This is a genomic window from Escherichia sp. E14S1 (assembly GCF_004211995.1).
GTDB lineage: Bacteria > Pseudomonadota > Gammaproteobacteria > Enterobacterales > Enterobacteriaceae > Escherichia.
Map to the genome: position 1 here is coordinate 68230 of NZ_RHJQ01000008.1, position 16771 is coordinate 85000.

Genomic DNA, 16771 nt, shown 5'->3' on the forward strand with positions numbered 1-16771 from the left:
CGTTTCGCTGAAAAACATAACCCATAAAATGCTAGCTGTACCAGGAACCACCTCCTTAGCCTGTGTAATCTCCCTTACGCAGGCTTATTTTTTTGCACCACGACTTTCATCCTGTTCTGACTCCACCTTCTCTTTTCTGCTCTACACTTTCTAAAGATCAATAATAAAGGCATACGACGATGGCCGATTTTCCCGCCAGTTTGCTGATTCTTAACGGCAAAAGTGCTGACAATGAAACATTGCGCGAGGCGATTATGCTGTTGCGTGAGGAGGGAATAACGATCTATATACGGGTCACCTGGGAGAAAGGTGATGCCGCGCGTTTTGTGACTGAAGCGCGCCAACTCGGCGTCGCGACAGTGATAGCAGGCGGTGGTGATGGCACCATTAATGAAGTCTCCACGGCGTTGATTCAGTGTGAAGGCGATGACATTCCTGCTTTGGGGATTTTGCCGCTAGGTACAGCGAATGATTTCGCCACCAGCGTGGGGATCCCTGAGGCGCTGGATAAGGCGTTGAAACTGGCGATTGCCGGTAACGCTATTGCAATTGATATGGCGCAGGTTAACAGGCACACCTGTTTTATCAATATGGCAACGGGCGGGTTTGGTACGCGTATCACCACCGAAACACCGGAAAAATTAAAAGCCGCGCTGGGGGGAGTCTCTTACATCATTCATGGCTTAATGCGCATGGATACATTGCAACCGGACCGTTGTGAAATCCGCGGTGAAAACTTTCACTGGCAAGGTGACGCCCTGGTCATTGGTATTGGTAACGGGCGTCAGGCCGGTGGCGGTCAACAATTGTGTCCGAACGCGTTAATTAACGATGGCTTGCTGCAACTGCGCATTTTTACCGGAGATGAAATTCTTCCGGCCCTCGTATCAACATTAAAATCTGACGAAGATAACCCGAATGTTATCGAAGCCGCTTCGGCGTGGTTCGATATACAAGCACCACACGAAATTACGTTTAATCTTGATGGCGAACCGTTGAGTGGACAAAACTTTCATATTGAAACACTTCCGGCGGCGCTGCGTTGTCGATTACCACCGGATTGTCCGTTATTGCGTTAATCAAATTATTCTCTCTTGAATTAGGGAGTGTTAGTTATGCCGGATGCGGTGTGAGCGCCTTTGCTGTGCGTAGGCATGATAAGACGCTTCAGCGTCGCATCAGGCATAGGTTGCCGGATGCGGCGAGAACGCCTTATCCGTCCTACGGGGCTGTGCTGTTCGTATGAGGCGTATCAGGCGATAGTAATTTTGCTATCGAGATAAACGTCCTGCACGGCGTTAATCAGTTTCACGCCATCGGCCATCGATTTCTTGAACGCTTTACGTCCAAGAATCAGCCCCATTCCGCCTGCGCGTTTGTTGATAACCGCAGTACGCACCGCATCACTAAGGTCGGTTTCACCGCCTGCAGCACCGCCGGAGTTAATCAGCCCTGCACGCCCCATATAGCAGTTAGCTAACTGATAACGCACCAGATCAATAGGGTTTTCACTGGTCAGCTTGCTGTACACGCGATCGTCGGTATAACCGTAATTAATCGCTTTATAGCCGCCGTTATTTTCCGCCATTTTTTGTTTGACGATATCTGCACCGATGGTCGCCGCCAGATGGTTCGCCTGACCAGTCAGGTCGGCGGAAACATGGTAATCAACGCCATCTTTCTTAAAGGCGGAGTTACGCAAATAGGCCCACAGCACTGTCACCATGCCCAGCTCGTGCGCACGTTCAAAGGCCGCAGAAATTTCTTCAATCTGGCGACGTGACTCTTCCGAGCCAAAATAGATAGTCGCACCAACCGCCACCGCGCCCATGTTGAACGCCTGCTCCACGCTGGCATACAGCGTTTGATCGTAGGTGTTCGGGTAACTTAGTGTCTCGTTGTGATTAAGTTTGACGAGGAATGGAATGCGGTGCGCATAACGCCGCGATACCGACGCCAGCACGCCGTAAGTTGACGCCACACAGTTACAGCCCGCTTCGATCGCCAACTCCACAATGTTCTTCGGATCAAAGTAGAGCGGGTTAGCGGCAAATGAAGCTCCGGCAGAGTGCTCGACGCCCTGGTCAACCGGCAGAATAGAAAGGTATCCTGTGCCGGCCAGACGCCCGGTGTTGTAGAGCGTCTGCATATTACGTAACACCGCTGGCGGACGATTATTGTCAATCATCACGCGGTCTACGTAATCATGTCCGGGGAGATAAAGCTGGTCAGAAGGAATAGTCATACAACGGTGCTGTAAAAGGTTGTCGGCGTCTTTGCCAAGCAACTGCGCAATATCTGTCATTACTATGCTCCCGTAAATTCCGATTGGATATCGGCTATGGATTGTCCTGGCCCACCTTTTGCGGGCAATCATAATCCTGGTCGTTACGGGCTGGTTTTGCCATCTTTTGGATGTTTTTTCAGCGTTTTCTGTTGGCACGATTCATCAGAAAAAATGTTACAGCGGTCAAGCTTTCACCGCAAAGGTATTTAAAAGGTATTGTTAAGTGGTATTGTCAGCGCGTACCTTACATTACCTGTCATGAAGGAATTAAAAGATGAAAACAACAGCAAAGCTGTCGTTCATGATGTTTGTTGAATGGTTTATCTGGGGCGCGTGGTTTGTGCCATTGTGGCTGTGGCTAAGTAAAAGCGGTTTCAGTGCCGGAGAAATTGGCTGGTCCTATGCATGTACCGCCATTGCGGCGATCCTGTCGCCTATTCTGGTTGGCTCCATCACTGACCGCTTTTTCTCGGCGCAGAAAGTGCTGGCGGTATTGATGTTCGCCGGTGCGGTGCTGATGTATTTCGCCGCGCAACAGACCACCTTTGCCGGGTTCTTCCCGTTACTGCTGGCCTACTCGCTAACTTATATGCCGACCATTGCGCTGACTAACAGCATCGCGTTTGCCAACGTGCCGGATGTGGAGCGTGATTTTCCGCGCATTCGCGTACTGGGGACTATCGGCTGGATTGCCTCTGGCCTGGTCTGCGGATTCTTGCCTCAGATGCTGGGATATGACGATATCTCACCGACCAATATTCCGCTGTTAATTACCGCAGGAAGCTCCGCATTGCTCGGTGCGTTTGCCTTATTCCTGCCAGACACGCCGCCAAAAAGCACCGGCAAAATGGACATTAAAGTCATGCTCGGCCTGGATGCGCTGATTCTGCTGCGCGATAAAAATTTCCTCGTCTTTTTCTTCTGCTCATTCCTGTTTGCGATGCCACTGGCGTTCTATTACATCTTTGCCAACGGTTATCTGACTGAAGTCGGCATGAAAAACGCCACTGGCTGGATGACGCTCGGCCAGTTCTCTGAAATCTTCTTTATGCTGGCATTGCCGTTTTTCACCAAACGCTTTGGTATCAAAAAGGTATTATTGCTTGGTCTGGTCACCGCCGCGATCCGCTATGGCTTCTTTATTTATGGCAGCGCGGATGAATATTTTACCTACGCGTTACTGTTCCTCGGCATTTTGCTGCACGGCGTAAGCTACGATTTTTACTACGTTACCGCCTACATCTATGTCGATAAAAAAGCGCCCGTGCATATGCGTACCGCCGCGCAGGGGCTGATTACACTCTGCTGCCAGGGCTTCGGCAGTTTGCTCGGTTATCGTCTTGGCGGCGTGATGATGGAGAAGATGTTTGCTTATCAGGAACCGGTAAACGGGCTGACCTTCAACTGGGCCGGGATGTGGACTTTTGGCGCGGTGATGATTGCCATTATCGCCGTGCTGTTCATGATTTTTTTCCGCGAATCCGACAGCGAAATTACGGCTATCAAGGTCGATGATCGCGATATTGCGTTGACACAAGGGGAAGTTAAATGAAAACAGAACGTATTCTCGGTGCTCTTTACGGGCAGGCGTTAGGGGATGCGATGGGGATGCCCTCTGAGCTTTGGCCACGCAGCCGCGTTAAAGCACACTTTGGCTGGATTGACCGTTTTCTGCCTGGACCAAAGGAGAATAACGCGGCCTGTTATTTTAACCGCGCCGAATTCACCGACGATACCTCGATGGCGCTGTGTCTGGCGGATGCGTTGCTGGAACGTGAAGGCAAGATCGATCCGGATCTGATTGGGCGTAATATTCTCGACTGGGCGCTGCGTTTCGACGCCTTTAACAAAAACGTGCTTGGCCCAACCTCGAAGATTGCGCTTAACGCCATTCGCGACGGTAAACCCGTTGCTGAACTGGAAAACAACGGCGTGACTAACGGTGCGGCGATGCGCGTCTCACCATTGGGGTGTTTACTTCCGGCGCGTGATGTTGATTCCTTTATTGATGATGTGGCGCTAGCGTCCAGCCCGACCCATAAATCCGATCTGGCGATTGCGGGGGCGGTGGTTATTGCATGGGCGATTTCTCGTGCCATTGACGGCGAAAGCTGGTCAGCGATTGTTGATTCTCTACCCTCGATTGCGCGACATGCTCAACAAAAACGCATCACTACCTTCAGCGCCTCACTGGCGGCACGTCTGGAGATTGCGCTGAAAATTGTGCGCAATGCCGACGGCACCGAATCCGCCAGCGAACAGCTTTACCAGGTCGTTGGCGCAGGCACCAGCACCATTGAGTCCGTGCCATGCGCCATTGCGCTGGTTGAACTGGCACAAACCGACCCGAACCGTTGCGCCGTCCTGTGCGCTAACCTTGGCGGCGACACAGACACCATCGGTGCTATGGCGACGGCAATTTGCGGCGCGTTGCATGGCGTTAACGCTATCGATCCTGCATTAAAGGCGGAACTGGATGCGGTAAATCAGCTTGATTTCAACCGCTATGCCACAGCGCTGGCGAAATATCGTCAACAACGGGAGGCGGTATGAGCGGCGCTCGATTACACACGCTGCTGCCTGAATTAACCACGCGTCAGCCGGTTATGGTGATTGGCGCGGCGGTCATTGATGTGATCGCCGACGCTTACGCCCTGCCCTGGCGTGGGTGCGATATCGAACTGAAACAGCAGAGCGTTAACGTTGGCGGCTGCGCACTGAATATTGCCGTGGCGTTAAAGCGCCTCGGCATCGAAGCGGGTAATGCCCTGCCGCTCGGTCAGGGGGTGTGGGCGGAGATTATTCGCAACCGGATGGCGAAAGAGGGGTTAATCAGCCTGATCGATAACGCCGAAGGCGATAACGGATGGTGTCTGGCGCTGGTTGAGCCGGATGGCGAACGCACGTTTATGTCGTTCAGTGGTGTGGAAAATCAGTGGAATCGCCAATGGCTGGCGCGATTAACCGTTGCGCCTGGCAGCCTGCTCTATTTTTCCGGTTATCAACTGGCCTCGCCCTGCGGCGAATTGTTAGTGGAATGGCTGGAAGGGCTGAAAAACGTGACGCCGTTTATCGATTTTGGCCCACGTATTGGCGATATCCCGGATGCATTACTTGCGCGGATCATGGCCTGTCGACCTTTAGTGTCACTCAATCGTCAAGAGGCTGAGATTGCCGCCGAACGTTTTGCTTTATCCGCAGAGATAACAACGCTTGGCAAGCAATGGCAGGAGAAATTTGTCGCGCCGTTGATCGTCCGTCTCGATAAAGAAGGTGCTTGGTATTTCAGCAACAACGCTTCTGTCTGCGTTCCGGCATATCCAACGCAAGTTGTAGACACCATTGGCGCAGGTGATAGCCATGCAGGTGGCGTACTTGCCGGGCTGGCCTCTGGTCTGCCACTGGCGGATGCCGTATTACTGGGCAATGCAGTGGCGTCGTGGGTTGTCGGGCATCGGGGCGGTGATTGCGCGCCGACGCGCGAGGAACTACTCCTCGCACACAAAAACGTATAGATCGCTGCGACAGTGGCTGATGCTGTACTCAATAGGCCGTTGCTGTTGGTCAAGCGCCACTTGCTTGATCACCAGCACCGGTATTTTGCTATCTAACTGAATATGTGACTGAAACTCGGCATCCGGCATCCGGGCGCTAACGCGGGAACGCGTACGCTGTGGAAAAATATGCTGACTGCGGAAGTAGTCATAAAGAGAAATCCCGATGGCATCAACATCATGAATTAAATGCGCCGGAACCCACGATTCCTCAATGGATACCGCGTCTTCATCGACATAACGAATACGCTTCAATAAAAAGACATCACTGCCCGCTTCGACCGCCAGTTGCTGTGCGACTTCTTCAGGACATTTCACGACACGCTTGTTAACCCATAGCGTATCGGGCTTTTTCCCGCGCAGCACCACCTGTTGAGAAAATCCTCGCGCTTCTTTCAACGAGTATTCAAAGATGTTGTTGATCTGCGTGCCGTAGCCACGCGAACGCGTCACCACGCCCTCTTCTTCCAGCGCCTGCATCGCCTTGCGCACCGTAATACGTGAAACGCCGGTTAACTGACTTAAATCACGCTCGCCGGGTAAAATATTGCCATGTTCCAGCACCCCGCTGCGCACGGCATTTTTTACCGTTTCGGCAAACTTAATATAAAGCGGCGTGTTGTCCGCCGCTAAAATACGCTCATTCAGTTGAGCGATAAGCTGGGTATGCGCTTGTTCCATTTGTCTTTTTCCTGCCGGGGAGTCTGGTAGGAGTATATCACTGCTGGTTATTTAAGGCGTTTCTTTAATGCCATCAACGAAAGCCTGCAACTCCTCCGCCTTGCCATTAAACACATTAAAATCCACCGGACCATTAATGCCATCTACCTGTCCACGGTCGGAATGCTGCCAGAAGCGCCAGGCCATGCCGTCATTGTCCGGGCGACGTTGGTAGTAGTGCGCTACCCACCACGGATACTCATTGAAATACCCCGCCAGGTTCGTGTGATAAAACACGGCTCCGGAGTAAATAATCGGCTTTTTTCCCGTGCTTTTTTCGACCATTTTTAGCCACTGACTTACCCGCTTGCGTAATTCTTTTGCCGATAATTTTCCTCGCTCTTCTACGTCCAGCACGGCAGGGAAATCGCCGTGGGCAAAATCCACCGTTTGCAGAAATAATCTTGCCTGAACTGAAGCGGATACCGACGGAGAAAAATAGTGATACGCCCCACGCAGCAGGCCATTTTCACGGCTTCTTTGCCAGTTGCGCGAAAAATACGGGTCAACCAGCTTTTCACCTTCCGTAGCCTTAATAAAAGCAAACTGTAAGCGGATACCGTTGTCGCGCATTTTTGCGACACGCTGCCAGTCGATCCGCTCCTGCCAGCGTGAAACATCAATACCATGAATGGTGTAATTGGCAGGAATGCGAATAGCAAAAGATTTGACCGGGCGATAACCATAAAAGTGGATGTAGTCTTTAATCTGAATTGCTGTCGAATAGAAAAAATTCACCGTCTGACGGGGATGAATCGCAACGATGGAAATTAGCCCCAGAGCGCATATCAAAGCGGTGAATTTTTTTCGACTGGCGATTCTTAGCTGCATTGGTTTCATCCCTGAATTTCAGCGCGAAAAAGCTGAAAAATGCCAAAGCAGCTATACTACGGTGCTCACCACCAGGCGTGAAAGTGGTGAACCGGACCAATCCCGTGGCCAACTTCCAGCGTGTCTGCCTGCGCTAACGCCGCAGAAAGCCAGCTTTTTGCCTCCAGTACGGTGTCAGCCCAGTTTGTATGGCGCGGGCTTAGTGCAGCCAGCGCCGCAGAGAGCGTACAACCGGTGCCGTGGGTGTTTTTGGTCATAATACGCGGTGCGGTAAACCGTTGTTCACCTTCGCGGGTAAACAGCCAGTCCGGGCTTTGCTCGTCATCCAGATGACCGCCTTTCATCAGCACTGCACCGCAGCCCATCGCCAATAATTCACGTCCCTGTTCCAGCATTTCCTGTTCGTTACGCGCGTGTGGCGCATCGAGCAAGGCGGCAGCTTCGGGCAAGTTTGGCGTTATTAATGAAACCAGTGGCAATAATCGACCGCGCAGCGTGGCAACCGCCGAAGGTGAAAGCAGCGGATCGCCACTTTTTGCCAGCATAACGGTGTCGAGTACCACGTTTTGGATCTGATAACGTTGCAGCCGTTCTGCCACCGCTTCAACAATATCGGTTTCCGCCAACATACCAATTTTAGTGGTGTCGATTCGCACATCGCTGAACACCGAATCGAGCTGGGCGGCGACAAAATCAGGCTCAATGCGATACACCGACTGTACGCCACGGGTATTTTGCGCCACCAGTGCAGTAATAACTGAGCAACCATAAGCGCCAAGTGCCGAGAAGGTTTTAAGATCGGCCTGAATCCCCGCACCACCACTCGGATCAGTACCGGCAATCGTCAGAGCGTTAATTCGTTTCATGCCTGCACCTCCTGCGTCAGCTGCCAGAGCGCGTCAAGGAAATGTGGAACAAAACTACCCGGCCCCTCGCTTCTGGCGACTGCGCGTTCTCCCGCTTGTTTCATCCAGTGACAGGTAGATGCGACATTTTCCAGCGTATCACCCGGTAATGCACAACTGGCGGCGACGACTGCCGATAATGCACAGCCAGTTCCTACCACTTTGGTCATTAACGGATCGCCGCCGTGAATGCCAACGGTGCGACGACCATCGGTAACATAATCTACTTCGCCAGTGACCACGACGACTGCGCCAGTTTCCCGTGCCAGAGTTTGTGCGGCGGGCAACGCGTTAGCTGCGGCGTCAGTGGTATCCACTCCCCGTCCGCCATTAGCAATGCCAGCTAATGCCATGATTTCCGAAGCATTACCGCGTATCGCTGCCGGTTTAAAAGATAAAAGTTCATGACAAAAATGGCGGCGATAATCGAGCGCACCAACCGCAACCGGATCAAGCGTCCAGGGCGTTTGTGATCGTGTTGCCTGCTCAACGGCGGCACGCATCGCCTGCGCGCGTGGCTGCGTCAGTGTGCCAACGTTAATCAACAAGGCACTGGCGATGGCCGCAAACTGACTGGCCTCTTCGGCTTCGATAACCATCGCTGGCGATGCACCGAGTGCCAGCAAGGTATTGGCAGTAAAGGTTTGCACCACATCATTGGTCATGCAGTGTACAAGGGGGGAATGTTGGTAAAAGAGGTGTAACGCGTGCGCAGATTGCGCGGAACTCAGCAGGTCGACTTGCATAGTTTGCTCCTGCCATAACGTGAAGAAGCAATGACCTGATGGTCTGTGACTTCCCTACGCTGGCATTATCCAGATCAGGTGATACGGGTATTTCTCAGCCTTCACGCAGAAGGGCACCCCGAGTCGTTTGGTTGCGATGATAAATCGCAGAGGAGGATGGTAATGTCCAGCGCACGTGTTGTAAACGAGGAAAAACCGCAGTTTTACAATCGCGTTAATAAATTATTTGATATAAGAATCTAGCACCTTCAGAACGACATCCAGATCTTCTTCACGTTTTAGCTCATCCCCCTGGTGAACGATGTGTTCCGTCAGATGACCTTTAATCACTTCCCGCATCAGACCGTTTACCGCGCCACGGATAGCAGCAATCTGTTGTAAAACTGCAGCGCATTCATGCGGTTCGTCGAGCATTTTCTTGAGCGCCACGACCTGGCCCTGAATCTTACTGGCACGCGCTTTCAGTTTCTGTTTATCACGGATTGTATGAGACATGGCAACACCTGGTTAACAAGAACATGAAAAATCATAGCACTATTAATCTACTGGGGGGTAGTATCAGGTACTGGGGGGGAGTAGAATCAGATTGCCGAATTAATACTAAGAATTATTATCATGACCGAATTTACCACTCTTCTTCAGCAAGGAAACGCCTGGTTCTTCATCCCTAGCGCCATCTTACTTGGTGCGCTTCATGGCCTGGAACCAGGGCACTCAAAAACGATGATGGCGGCGTTTATCATCGCCATTAAAGGCACCATTAAACAGGCGGTGATGCTTGGACTGGCGGCAACCATTTCGCATACGGCAGTAGTCTGGTTGATTGCTTTTGGTGGGATGGTGATCAGCAAACGCTTTACTGCACAGTCAGCGGAGCCGTGGCTTCAGTTGATTTCCGCGGTGATCATTATTGGCACCGCTTTCTGGATGTTCTGGCGTACCTGGCGCGGCGAACGCAACTGGCTTGAGGATATGCACGGGCATGATCATGAGCATCATCGCGACCACGAACATCACCACGACCACGAACATCATCATCACGAACATGGTCAGAGTGACGAGTATCAGGATGCTCATGCGCTGGCCCATGCCAGTGACATTAAACGACGCTTTGATGGTAGAGAGGTCACCAACTGGCAAATTTTGCTGTTTGGCTTAACCGGCGGGCTTATCCCCTGCCCTGCGGCAATAACAGTGTTGTTGATTTGCATTCAGTTGAAAGCCCTCACATTGGGGGCAACTCTAGTCGTCAGTTTCAGCATCGGCCTGGCATTAACGCTGGTCACCGTAGGCGTTGGCGCAGCAATCAGTGTTCAGCAGGTTGCAAAACGCTGGAGCGGATTTAACACTCTCGCTAAACGCGCCCCCTATTTTTCCAGTCTGTTAATTGGTTTAGTCGGGTTGTATATGGGAGTGCATGGCTTTATGGGTATTATGAGATAAAACAAACACCTGGGCTTCGTTATCCCTTTAGCCCAGGATGATTCTTAAATCAGCTTATTCCGCTCACTTCTCGCTCAATGAGGATGCTTTTGCTGCATCCTTTCATTTACACTTTTTACGAAATCATGGGATCACTAACAAAATATCTCTTGTCGGTTATATTGTATGGCAGGAAAGATATGCGACTGATTTTACTGATCCCCAAAGTGGAGAGTATATGACCATAAAAAATAAGATGTTGCTGGGTGCGTTTTTGCTGGTAACCAGCGCAGCATGGGCCGCACCAGCCACCGCGGGTTCGACCAATGCCTCGGGAATTTCGAAATATGAGTTAAGCAGTTTCATTGCTGACTTCAAGCATTTCAAACCAGGTGACACCGTACCAGAAATGTACCGTACCGATGAGTACAACATTAAGCAGTGGCAGTTGCGTAACCTGCCCGCACCTGACGCCGGAACCCACTGGACCTATATGGGCGGTGCATATGTGCTGATCAATGATACCGACGGAAAAATCATTAAAGCCTACGACGGTGAGATTTTTTATCATCGCTAAAAAAAGCCCCCTCGGAGAGAGGGGGAAATGCAGACACCTTATTATTTTTTATTATTAGCCACTTGCTCGTCTTTCTTGTTATTAGTCGTATTTCACGTTGATTAATGCGGTTGCCTGCAGTGCGCCAGATTTAACTTTATTTTTATCATAAACATAGTAGCTGGCAGTTACCGGAATTGAGACCGTTGTATCTGTAATTTTTGACTTCGCCGCAATTTCTTTTAAATTTGTGTATCCTTTACTGCTGTCAGTGATATTTAAAAATGTGACTGGCGAACCATTACTTTCAAGAACAAATCCTACGCCATTATCTTTCGCACCTTTCAGTATCGTGTTGCTGCTGGTTAACAAGTCAGAACTTGATAAATACACCTGCATTTTCCGTGATGTTTGATTCTGTTGGCCTAATAAATTTTTACAACGCAGAACAATATTCCCTTTGTTACTGTTAATTGATGTTTTATTGCCAGCTGCTGGTAGTTGTGAAACAGGTATACTCTCTAAAGCAATTAATAAATCATCAGGTTTGCAGGTTGTGTTTAACGGGTTGTATGACAATGTCAGATTAAAGGAATAGACACCTGCATTTTGGGCCAAGGCATTTCTGTAGCTATTTACACATGCATCCCATGACTTCCCACCTAATAAACACAGTAAAAATTGTACTGCGGCACTCCCACGCGTTGTTGAGGAAGCACTGGATAATGTCGCGACTCCATTAATCATCACTGAACCGCCGCCCCCCGCAGAAACATTCACTTTTGCATTACTGGTCGCAGGTGTCACCGTTACCGAATAACCACTGGTGAAACTGGTCTGGTTATTTGACAACGTGATGTTGTTTTTGTTGGTCCATTCAAAATGTAAATTTAATTTAATGGTATCGTTATAAAGCGCAACAATAATATCCGACGGACTCATGGGAGTGATAGTATTTGTACTCACGCATGACGAATCATTAAAATTATGCTCATATGTCGCCGTTTGTGTTTGAGTAAGTGCAAAATCCCCCTGAACAACCAAATTGTGCTGCACGGATAGTTCACCATAACATGCCGCATAGCTCACGGGGATAACCATCATCATTAATATAAATAGCATTATACGAATTTTCATAGAACCACCTGACTATTACTGGCAAATATAATTTCTACTTTCATCAATCTCTTTACCGAAGGTGATTGTGCATGAAAGCCCTTGTTGCTTATCAATTGCCACATTAACCGATGGCGGTACGTCATTAGTGCGAATAAATATCTGACTTCCCTGGCCGACAACACCAATATTGTGACCGTGGATATCATTGACTTCATAACCAAACGTTAATGGTTGCCCATCCGCTCTTGACGCTTTTATAAACCAGGGCTTGCGCTGATCGGTATCAAAATTAACCAATACAACCGCGCCGCGATAAGGTGCGGCAATTTTCCGGTTACCGCGCAATTCTGCTTCGCTATCGCTTTGCGACACATCCAGCATCAGGTGATTTTCCCGATAAGGTGTCATTCCGTCGTATACCACCACTCCATTACGGTTTGTTGTGCGATATTTTTGCCCATTGACATAAGCATCTTTAATTCCTGGCGCCTTCATCACAGCAAACGTTTCGGAAAGACAGTTCGCCAGATTAACGCCACCCGACCAGGCGACAATGCCCCCTGAAACACTGGCTCCAGCCTGTCGATAAGTACTCGACTGACTATAGCTGCCATTCACTGTTGCCACCGGCGCGTTCCAGGTTAAATTCGCTCCAGCTGTCGTTTCATTTCCCTGGTGTTGATGGCTCAAGTTGATCCCATAGTTAAACTGATCGCGATTACCAACGGTTCCCGATAATCCGGTATTATTTGAGGAAAAACCCTGATCATCAAAGGTCGTTGAGTTAGACATATATATTTGCCGCCGCGACGTCGTAACGTCATCACCCCAGTCAAAGGGAATCGATATAAAAATATTAAAACGTTTCTCTTCGGCGTGGTTCTCGTCATACGCCTGACTTGCCGCGAGGGTATAGCTTATCCGCCGCCAGTTATTGGAATAACTCAGTTGATAATCTTTACTACTGCCACTGCGCCCCCAGTAATCACGCCATAAAGTACTTAATGACACAGATCCCCAGCCTTCTGGCAATGACTGACTCATATTGGCGGAAAAACTATTTTTGCGACCAAAATCATTCTGGTAATAATCGGCAATGTCATAGACATCGTTTTTATCACGACGATAATTATCTTTATTATTTGCCCACACATAATCGTTAAACGTGCGGTAATCACGCGACGAATAACGCCAGGCCGCCAGACCAAAACGCGTCGACGTTTGGCTCACAAATTTGTTGTAGGCAATTTGATAACTTTGCCCGTCAAACACATCACCATTGTCTTGTTTACTGTGCGATTTAGTTGCATCGACTGAAATTGCGCCAATGCGCGTGTTCCAACCTGTTCCGAGGGTAAACGCATAGTAATTATTAGCAACCATCGTGCCGCCATACAGCGTCAATAAATTATTAAAACCATACTGATAACCTGCCTGGACAAAATCACTTTGCTTGCTCGCACCTTCAATATGACTACGGCCCGCCGCAAAATCATATTTTGATACGCCAGGTTGCAGCATATTAGGTACTGCCGCATAAGGCACCAGATACGTAGTCACAGAACCATCGGCTTCCTTAACACTCACATCAAGATCCGCACCTCCGCCCGCTAACTGCAAATCACTAATCGAAAACGGGCCAGGTGGAACCTCTTTCTGATAAACGACAAAACCGTTCTGTTCAATAGTTACCAACGCGTTACTCTGGGCAATCCCCTGTACCCGAGGGGTAAAATTTTGCCTCGAGTTTGGCAACATCTGCATATCACGAAATAACCGAACCCCGCTGAAGCGAACGGAATCAAATATATCGGCTGACGTGTACATATCACCAATACGCAACGTACCGAGAATTTGAGAAAATCCACGTTCCAGATACAGTGTGTTGCTCTTCCACTCCCCTGGATTATTATCCGTTTTGCTAAAACTGGCATCAGAATGCAACTGCCATCCCAGCAAATTTAGCCCACTGTTAAAACGCACATAGGTACTCTTACTATTACCCGAGGCTTTATAGTCACTGTAATACTGACTTACGTAATAAGACGTATAAAACGCATTAATTCCCCGTTCCCAGTTTTCTGGCGGAACGTAACCATTTTCCAGTTCTTCGACCCAGGCTTGCGGGACAGCAAGATCCAAACGAAAAATTCCAATATCCCAGGCGTAGCTTCCACCCTGTACAAGTTGCTCAAATGTTAAACATTGTTTGTCGCGTGCGAAATTATCGCTATTTATACCTAACCGCTTTACAATTTCACGCGTCAGGCAAGTTTCATCTGGATTATCTTTTACGATAATCTCATATTTTCCACGCCATTGCTTATTGACATAAATATCAATGTCATACTGGCCGGGTAAAGGCTGATTATCATCAAGACGCAAATTTGTTACTTGCTCACCTTTCATTCCTCCCATCATAAAATGGGTGTCAAAGGTTTCTTCTGTTGCATGTGCTTCAATGCCGAGCAATAACGCGACTATTGCTGATGCAAGCGGGGTCATTCTCAACATAGGAAGCTCCTGCAATTAAATTTTGTCACTAATATAGTTGCCGTGATCATCGATAATGGTCAGTTGCCAACTATCCGTATTATTATTTTTTACACTGACATTCTGACTTTCTAGTGGTGCAATCATGATAGTTTCATAATTCACTTTGACGTTATTAGCTTTAACGTCAGAAATCGTTACCCAATTTGGCGAGTCATTTTTTATGACTACGTTATTACCGCTACGACTCACTCGCAGTTTTTTAAAAGTCGTTTTATTTACTGGGGCAACACCTGCAGGTCGGTAAAACAACTTGATTCTGTTTTGCATGGCAAATTTTAACGCATTCTTTCCTTCATCTTCTGGGCTATTCGGTGGAATATCCAGAACGTTTAGATAGAAAATACTCTCCTTATTAACAGGTAATTTATTAGGCATGATTTTAATTTTTATTTGTTGCCCAGAATTGGCCGCTACTTTCACTACTGGTGGCGTTAACATGAAAGGAACCTGGATCTTTTCTGGCGGCAGAGACGTGTCACCATCATCAATCCACGTCTGCACCAGCGAAGAGCGGTTTCCCTGATTCATCAGTTGTACCATGACTTCTTTCTGCTCTGCCGGGTAAATGATACGTGTCCCGAAAATAACCATTCCGGCATGCGCAGGAAATAACATAGAAGAGATGAGTAAAGATAATAATCCTTTCATCTTAATGCCTCTTATATTTATGCTGACCGCCATGAACATGGCGGCCATTTTAATTTGCTGAAAAAATAAGATGATTATTTTAAATGTTTAATCCTGGGCAACACGCATAACCAATGAAGAGTTAACAGTACCAGATGCAACACTACTGTCAGTCAACTTCAGATATTTTGCCTTAAACGGTATGGCATATTGTCCATCAGCAGTTTTATAACTTTCAATATTAAACGGTGCGGAAATATCCAGTACGTCACTACTATCACCCAAATAGAGATAGTATCCAACGGTGTCATTACTACTGGATATCGCCTTATCATTACCAAGAATTTTCTCGTTGGTGATCAGTGAAAGTTTTACGCCATCAATAGTCTTCGGACAAGAAATTTTCAGCATACTGCTGGTTACACCAACCGCGTTATCATAAGTTGAATATTTCGCTTTACCATCAAATACAGTGGTTGGTACAGTCGGCATATTAATACTGACTGAATCACCACCAGCGACAAATGTACATGGAGATTCAGCAATATTACCTTTAATGGTTAAAGTTCCGGTATCTACTTCAGCAGCGAAAATACCAGCACTCATAAATACAGAGGATAAGACAGCGGCAGCAATAATTGAATTTTTCATGATGCATTCCTTAATAAGTTTATTTTGTTTTGTTAAGAGTCTGTATCTCTTGGAAACAAATTTCTCACACCCAAAAGGTTGCCGCAATGTAAACATATTGTTTTGTTGATTTAAAACAAATTAACCAATGCAATATAATTACAACAAACAATTCGCTATAATAAACATTTTTGAAACTGATTAATTACCGCAAATAACATTTATTAAATAAATAAAAAAGCCAAAATCATTCACGGAAATGATTTTGGCTTTCTAAATATGCTTAACGCGGTGTTGCCAAATTAATCGTAACGATTTAACACGATTTTGCGTTTGTCATTATTACCCACTGCAACCACTTCTGTCGTAACGCCTTTTGCAGTAGAAGATGCACGATAGTTGGCTTCAACTCGTTGTAACAACCGCCCACAACGTTGCTGAAGATGATTATTAACAACATCCATACTGCATGTAGGGGAACTAATCCTGCCATTGATGGTTAATGTTGCAGTATCAGAAGAGAACGCGGGTGATGCTAGTCCATAAGCAAGAAAAAAAACTCCTGACAACCAATACTTATTCATTGAACGTTATCCCTGTAGTAAAGGTTATGCCGGGTAGATTGAGTGCATAACAAACTATAGCTGTACATCCGCTACACAGCCACGAGGGATGATAAAGAGACAGTGCTTGCACAATCAATCGCCTTTGTACAGTTTCGGACTAAGATCCACTGAATATTCGCAGCATTAAAAAAGGGGTTATTAAGGCTGCAAAAAAATTCACCGCATCAATTTAACATTGATGCGGTGAATGAA

At 48.0% G+C, this 16771-nt stretch carries 17 protein-coding genes and 1 riboswitch; of the genes, 6 read left to right on the forward strand and 11 right to left on the reverse strand.

The window, feature by feature from the left end; translation table 11 throughout:
- The first annotated feature begins 179 nt into the window (after positions 1-179).
- A complete protein-coding gene (yegS, locus tag D9734_RS09295; protein WP_130206974.1) occupies positions 180-1079 on the forward strand; it encodes a lipid kinase YegS in 900 nt (299 codons plus the stop codon).
- Between the two features lie 173 nt (positions 1080-1252).
- Here yegS and fbaB read toward each other — a convergent pair whose 3' ends face one another.
- Positions 1253-2305 carry a class I fructose-bisphosphate aldolase gene (gene fbaB, locus D9734_RS09300; protein ID WP_000129551.1) on the reverse strand — a complete coding sequence of 351 codons (1053 nt, stop codon included), beginning with the start codon at positions 2303-2305 and terminating at the stop codon, positions 1253-1255.
- Positions 2306-2561: 256 nt separating this feature from the next.
- Here fbaB and D9734_RS09305 point away from each other — a divergent pair, with 256 nt between their 5' ends.
- Genes D9734_RS09305 through D9734_RS09315 form a run of 3 tightly spaced genes read left to right on the forward strand, consistent with a single transcriptional unit; the run spans position 2562 to position 5802 of the window.
- A complete protein-coding gene (locus tag D9734_RS09305; RefSeq protein ID WP_130206976.1) occupies positions 2562-3839 on the forward strand; it encodes a nucleoside permease in 1278 nt (425 codons plus the stop codon).
- Entirely contained in the window at positions 3836-4840 is a 1005-nt protein-coding gene (locus D9734_RS09310) for an ADP-ribosylglycohydrolase family protein (protein WP_089637400.1), read from the forward strand. The genes D9734_RS09305 and D9734_RS09310 overlap by 4 nt, the downstream gene beginning before the upstream one ends.
- Positions 4837-5802, forward strand: a complete 966-nt coding sequence (locus tag D9734_RS09315) for a carbohydrate kinase family protein (RefSeq protein ID WP_130206978.1) — start codon at positions 4837-4839, stop codon at positions 5800-5802. Before D9734_RS09310 ends, D9734_RS09315 begins: the two co-directional genes overlap by 4 nt.
- Here D9734_RS09315 and D9734_RS09320 read toward each other — a convergent pair.
- The 5 genes from D9734_RS09320 to rcnR form a co-directional block, all read right to left on the reverse strand.
- A complete protein-coding gene (locus tag D9734_RS09320) occupies positions 5776-6522 on the reverse strand; it encodes a GntR family transcriptional regulator (RefSeq protein WP_130206980.1) in 747 nt (248 codons plus the stop codon). The two genes, D9734_RS09315 and D9734_RS09320, sit on opposite strands and share 27 nt — an antisense overlap.
- 51 nt (positions 6523-6573) lie before the next feature.
- Positions 6574-7392: a glycoside hydrolase family 25 protein gene (locus tag D9734_RS09325; RefSeq protein ID WP_130206982.1), complete on the reverse strand. Its 819-nt coding sequence runs from the start codon at positions 7390-7392 to the stop codon at positions 6574-6576.
- A gap of 65 nt (positions 7393-7457) precedes the next feature.
- Positions 7458-8258 carry a bifunctional hydroxymethylpyrimidine kinase/phosphomethylpyrimidine kinase gene (thiD, locus tag D9734_RS09330; protein WP_130206984.1) on the reverse strand — a complete coding sequence of 267 codons (801 nt, stop codon included), beginning with the start codon at positions 8256-8258 and terminating at the stop codon, positions 7458-7460.
- Positions 8255-9043 (reverse strand): hydroxyethylthiazole kinase, encoded by a 789-nt coding sequence (gene thiM / locus D9734_RS09335; RefSeq protein ID WP_130206986.1) that lies wholly within the window; start codon positions 9041-9043, stop codon positions 8255-8257. Before thiM ends, thiD begins: the two co-directional genes overlap by 4 nt.
- A 34-nt stretch (positions 9044-9077) precedes the next feature.
- A riboswitch (TPP riboswitch) is annotated at positions 9078-9174 on the reverse strand.
- A gap of 91 nt (positions 9175-9265) precedes the next feature.
- The gene (rcnR, locus tag D9734_RS09340) at positions 9266-9538 is read right to left on the reverse strand and encodes a Ni(II)/Co(II)-binding transcriptional repressor RcnR (RefSeq protein ID WP_000019944.1); all 273 of its coding nucleotides are present in this window, start codon (positions 9536-9538) and stop codon (positions 9266-9268) included.
- 120 nt (positions 9539-9658) lie between these two features.
- Between rcnR and rcnA the strand changes: the two genes are divergently transcribed.
- Entirely contained in the window at positions 9659-10486 is an 828-nt protein-coding gene (gene rcnA, locus D9734_RS09345; protein WP_130206988.1) for a nickel/cobalt efflux protein RcnA, read from the forward strand.
- Positions 10487-10703: 217 nt separating this feature from the next.
- The gene (gene rcnB, locus D9734_RS09350) at positions 10704-11042 is read left to right on the forward strand and encodes a Ni(II)/Co(II) efflux transporter accessory subunit RcnB (RefSeq protein WP_130206990.1); all 339 of its coding nucleotides are present in this window, start codon (positions 10704-10706) and stop codon (positions 11040-11042) included.
- 81 nt (positions 11043-11123) lie between these two features.
- Here the strand turns inward: rcnB and D9734_RS09355 are convergent, their stop codons facing one another.
- The 5 genes from D9734_RS09355 to D9734_RS09375 form a co-directional block, all read right to left on the reverse strand.
- The gene (locus D9734_RS09355; RefSeq protein WP_130206992.1) at positions 11124-12158 is read right to left on the reverse strand and encodes a putative fimbrial-like adhesin protein; all 1035 of its coding nucleotides are present in this window, start codon (positions 12156-12158) and stop codon (positions 11124-11126) included.
- A 15-nt stretch (positions 12159-12173) separates the two neighbouring features.
- Entirely contained in the window at positions 12174-14654 is a 2481-nt protein-coding gene (locus D9734_RS09360) for a fimbrial biogenesis outer membrane usher protein (RefSeq protein WP_130206994.1), read from the reverse strand.
- 15 nt (positions 14655-14669) lie between these two features.
- Positions 14670-15344 (reverse strand): fimbria/pilus periplasmic chaperone, encoded by a 675-nt coding sequence (locus D9734_RS09365; protein ID WP_130206996.1) that lies wholly within the window; start codon positions 15342-15344, stop codon positions 14670-14672.
- Between the two features lie 87 nt (positions 15345-15431).
- On the reverse strand, positions 15432-15974 hold the full coding sequence (locus D9734_RS09370; RefSeq protein ID WP_130206998.1) for a fimbrial protein: 543 nt from the start codon (positions 15972-15974) through the stop codon (positions 15432-15434).
- A 281-nt stretch (positions 15975-16255) separates the two neighbouring features.
- Entirely contained in the window at positions 16256-16537 is a 282-nt protein-coding gene (locus D9734_RS09375) for a DUF2574 family protein (protein WP_130207000.1), read from the reverse strand.
- Positions 16538-16771 lie beyond the last annotated feature (234 nt).

Excerpts from the sequence above, each read along its gene's own strand:
- yegS (WP_130206974.1), top strand. The coding sequence starts at position 180 with ATGGCCGATTTTCCCGCCAGTTTGCTGATTCTTAACGGCAAAAGTGCT.
- fbaB (WP_000129551.1), bottom strand. The coding sequence starts at position 2,305 with ATGACAGATATTGCGCAGTTGCTTGGCAAAGACGCCGACAACCTTTTA.
- D9734_RS09305 (WP_130206976.1), top strand. The coding sequence starts at position 2,562 with ATGAAAACAACAGCAAAGCTGTCGTTCATGATGTTTGTTGAATGGTTT.
- D9734_RS09310 (WP_089637400.1), top strand. The coding sequence starts at position 3,836 with ATGAAAACAGAACGTATTCTCGGTGCTCTTTACGGGCAGGCGTTAGGG.
- D9734_RS09315 (WP_130206978.1), top strand. The coding sequence starts at position 4,837 with ATGAGCGGCGCTCGATTACACACGCTGCTGCCTGAATTAACCACGCGT.
- D9734_RS09320 (WP_130206980.1), bottom strand. The coding sequence starts at position 6,522 with ATGGAACAAGCGCATACCCAGCTTATCGCTCAACTGAATGAGCGTATT.
- D9734_RS09325 (WP_130206982.1), bottom strand. The coding sequence starts at position 7,392 with ATGCAGCTAAGAATCGCCAGTCGAAAAAAATTCACCGCTTTGATATGC.
- thiD (WP_130206984.1), bottom strand. The coding sequence starts at position 8,258 with ATGAAACGAATTAACGCTCTGACGATTGCCGGTACTGATCCGAGTGGT.
- thiM (WP_130206986.1), bottom strand. The coding sequence starts at position 9,043 with ATGCAAGTCGACCTGCTGAGTTCCGCGCAATCTGCGCACGCGTTACAC.
- rcnR (WP_000019944.1), bottom strand. The coding sequence starts at position 9,538 with ATGTCTCATACAATCCGTGATAAACAGAAACTGAAAGCGCGTGCCAGT.
- rcnA (WP_130206988.1), top strand. The coding sequence starts at position 9,659 with ATGACCGAATTTACCACTCTTCTTCAGCAAGGAAACGCCTGGTTCTTC.
- rcnB (WP_130206990.1), top strand. The coding sequence starts at position 10,704 with ATGACCATAAAAAATAAGATGTTGCTGGGTGCGTTTTTGCTGGTAACC.
- D9734_RS09355 (WP_130206992.1), bottom strand. The coding sequence starts at position 12,158 with ATGAAAATTCGTATAATGCTATTTATATTAATGATGATGGTTATCCCC.
- D9734_RS09360 (WP_130206994.1), bottom strand. The coding sequence starts at position 14,654 with ATGTTGAGAATGACCCCGCTTGCATCAGCAATAGTCGCGTTATTGCTC.
- D9734_RS09365 (WP_130206996.1), bottom strand. The coding sequence starts at position 15,344 with ATGAAAGGATTATTATCTTTACTCATCTCTTCTATGTTATTTCCTGCG.
- D9734_RS09370 (WP_130206998.1), bottom strand. The coding sequence starts at position 15,974 with ATGAAAAATTCAATTATTGCTGCCGCTGTCTTATCCTCTGTATTTATG.
- D9734_RS09375 (WP_130207000.1), bottom strand. The coding sequence starts at position 16,537 with ATGAATAAGTATTGGTTGTCAGGAGTTTTTTTTCTTGCTTATGGACTA.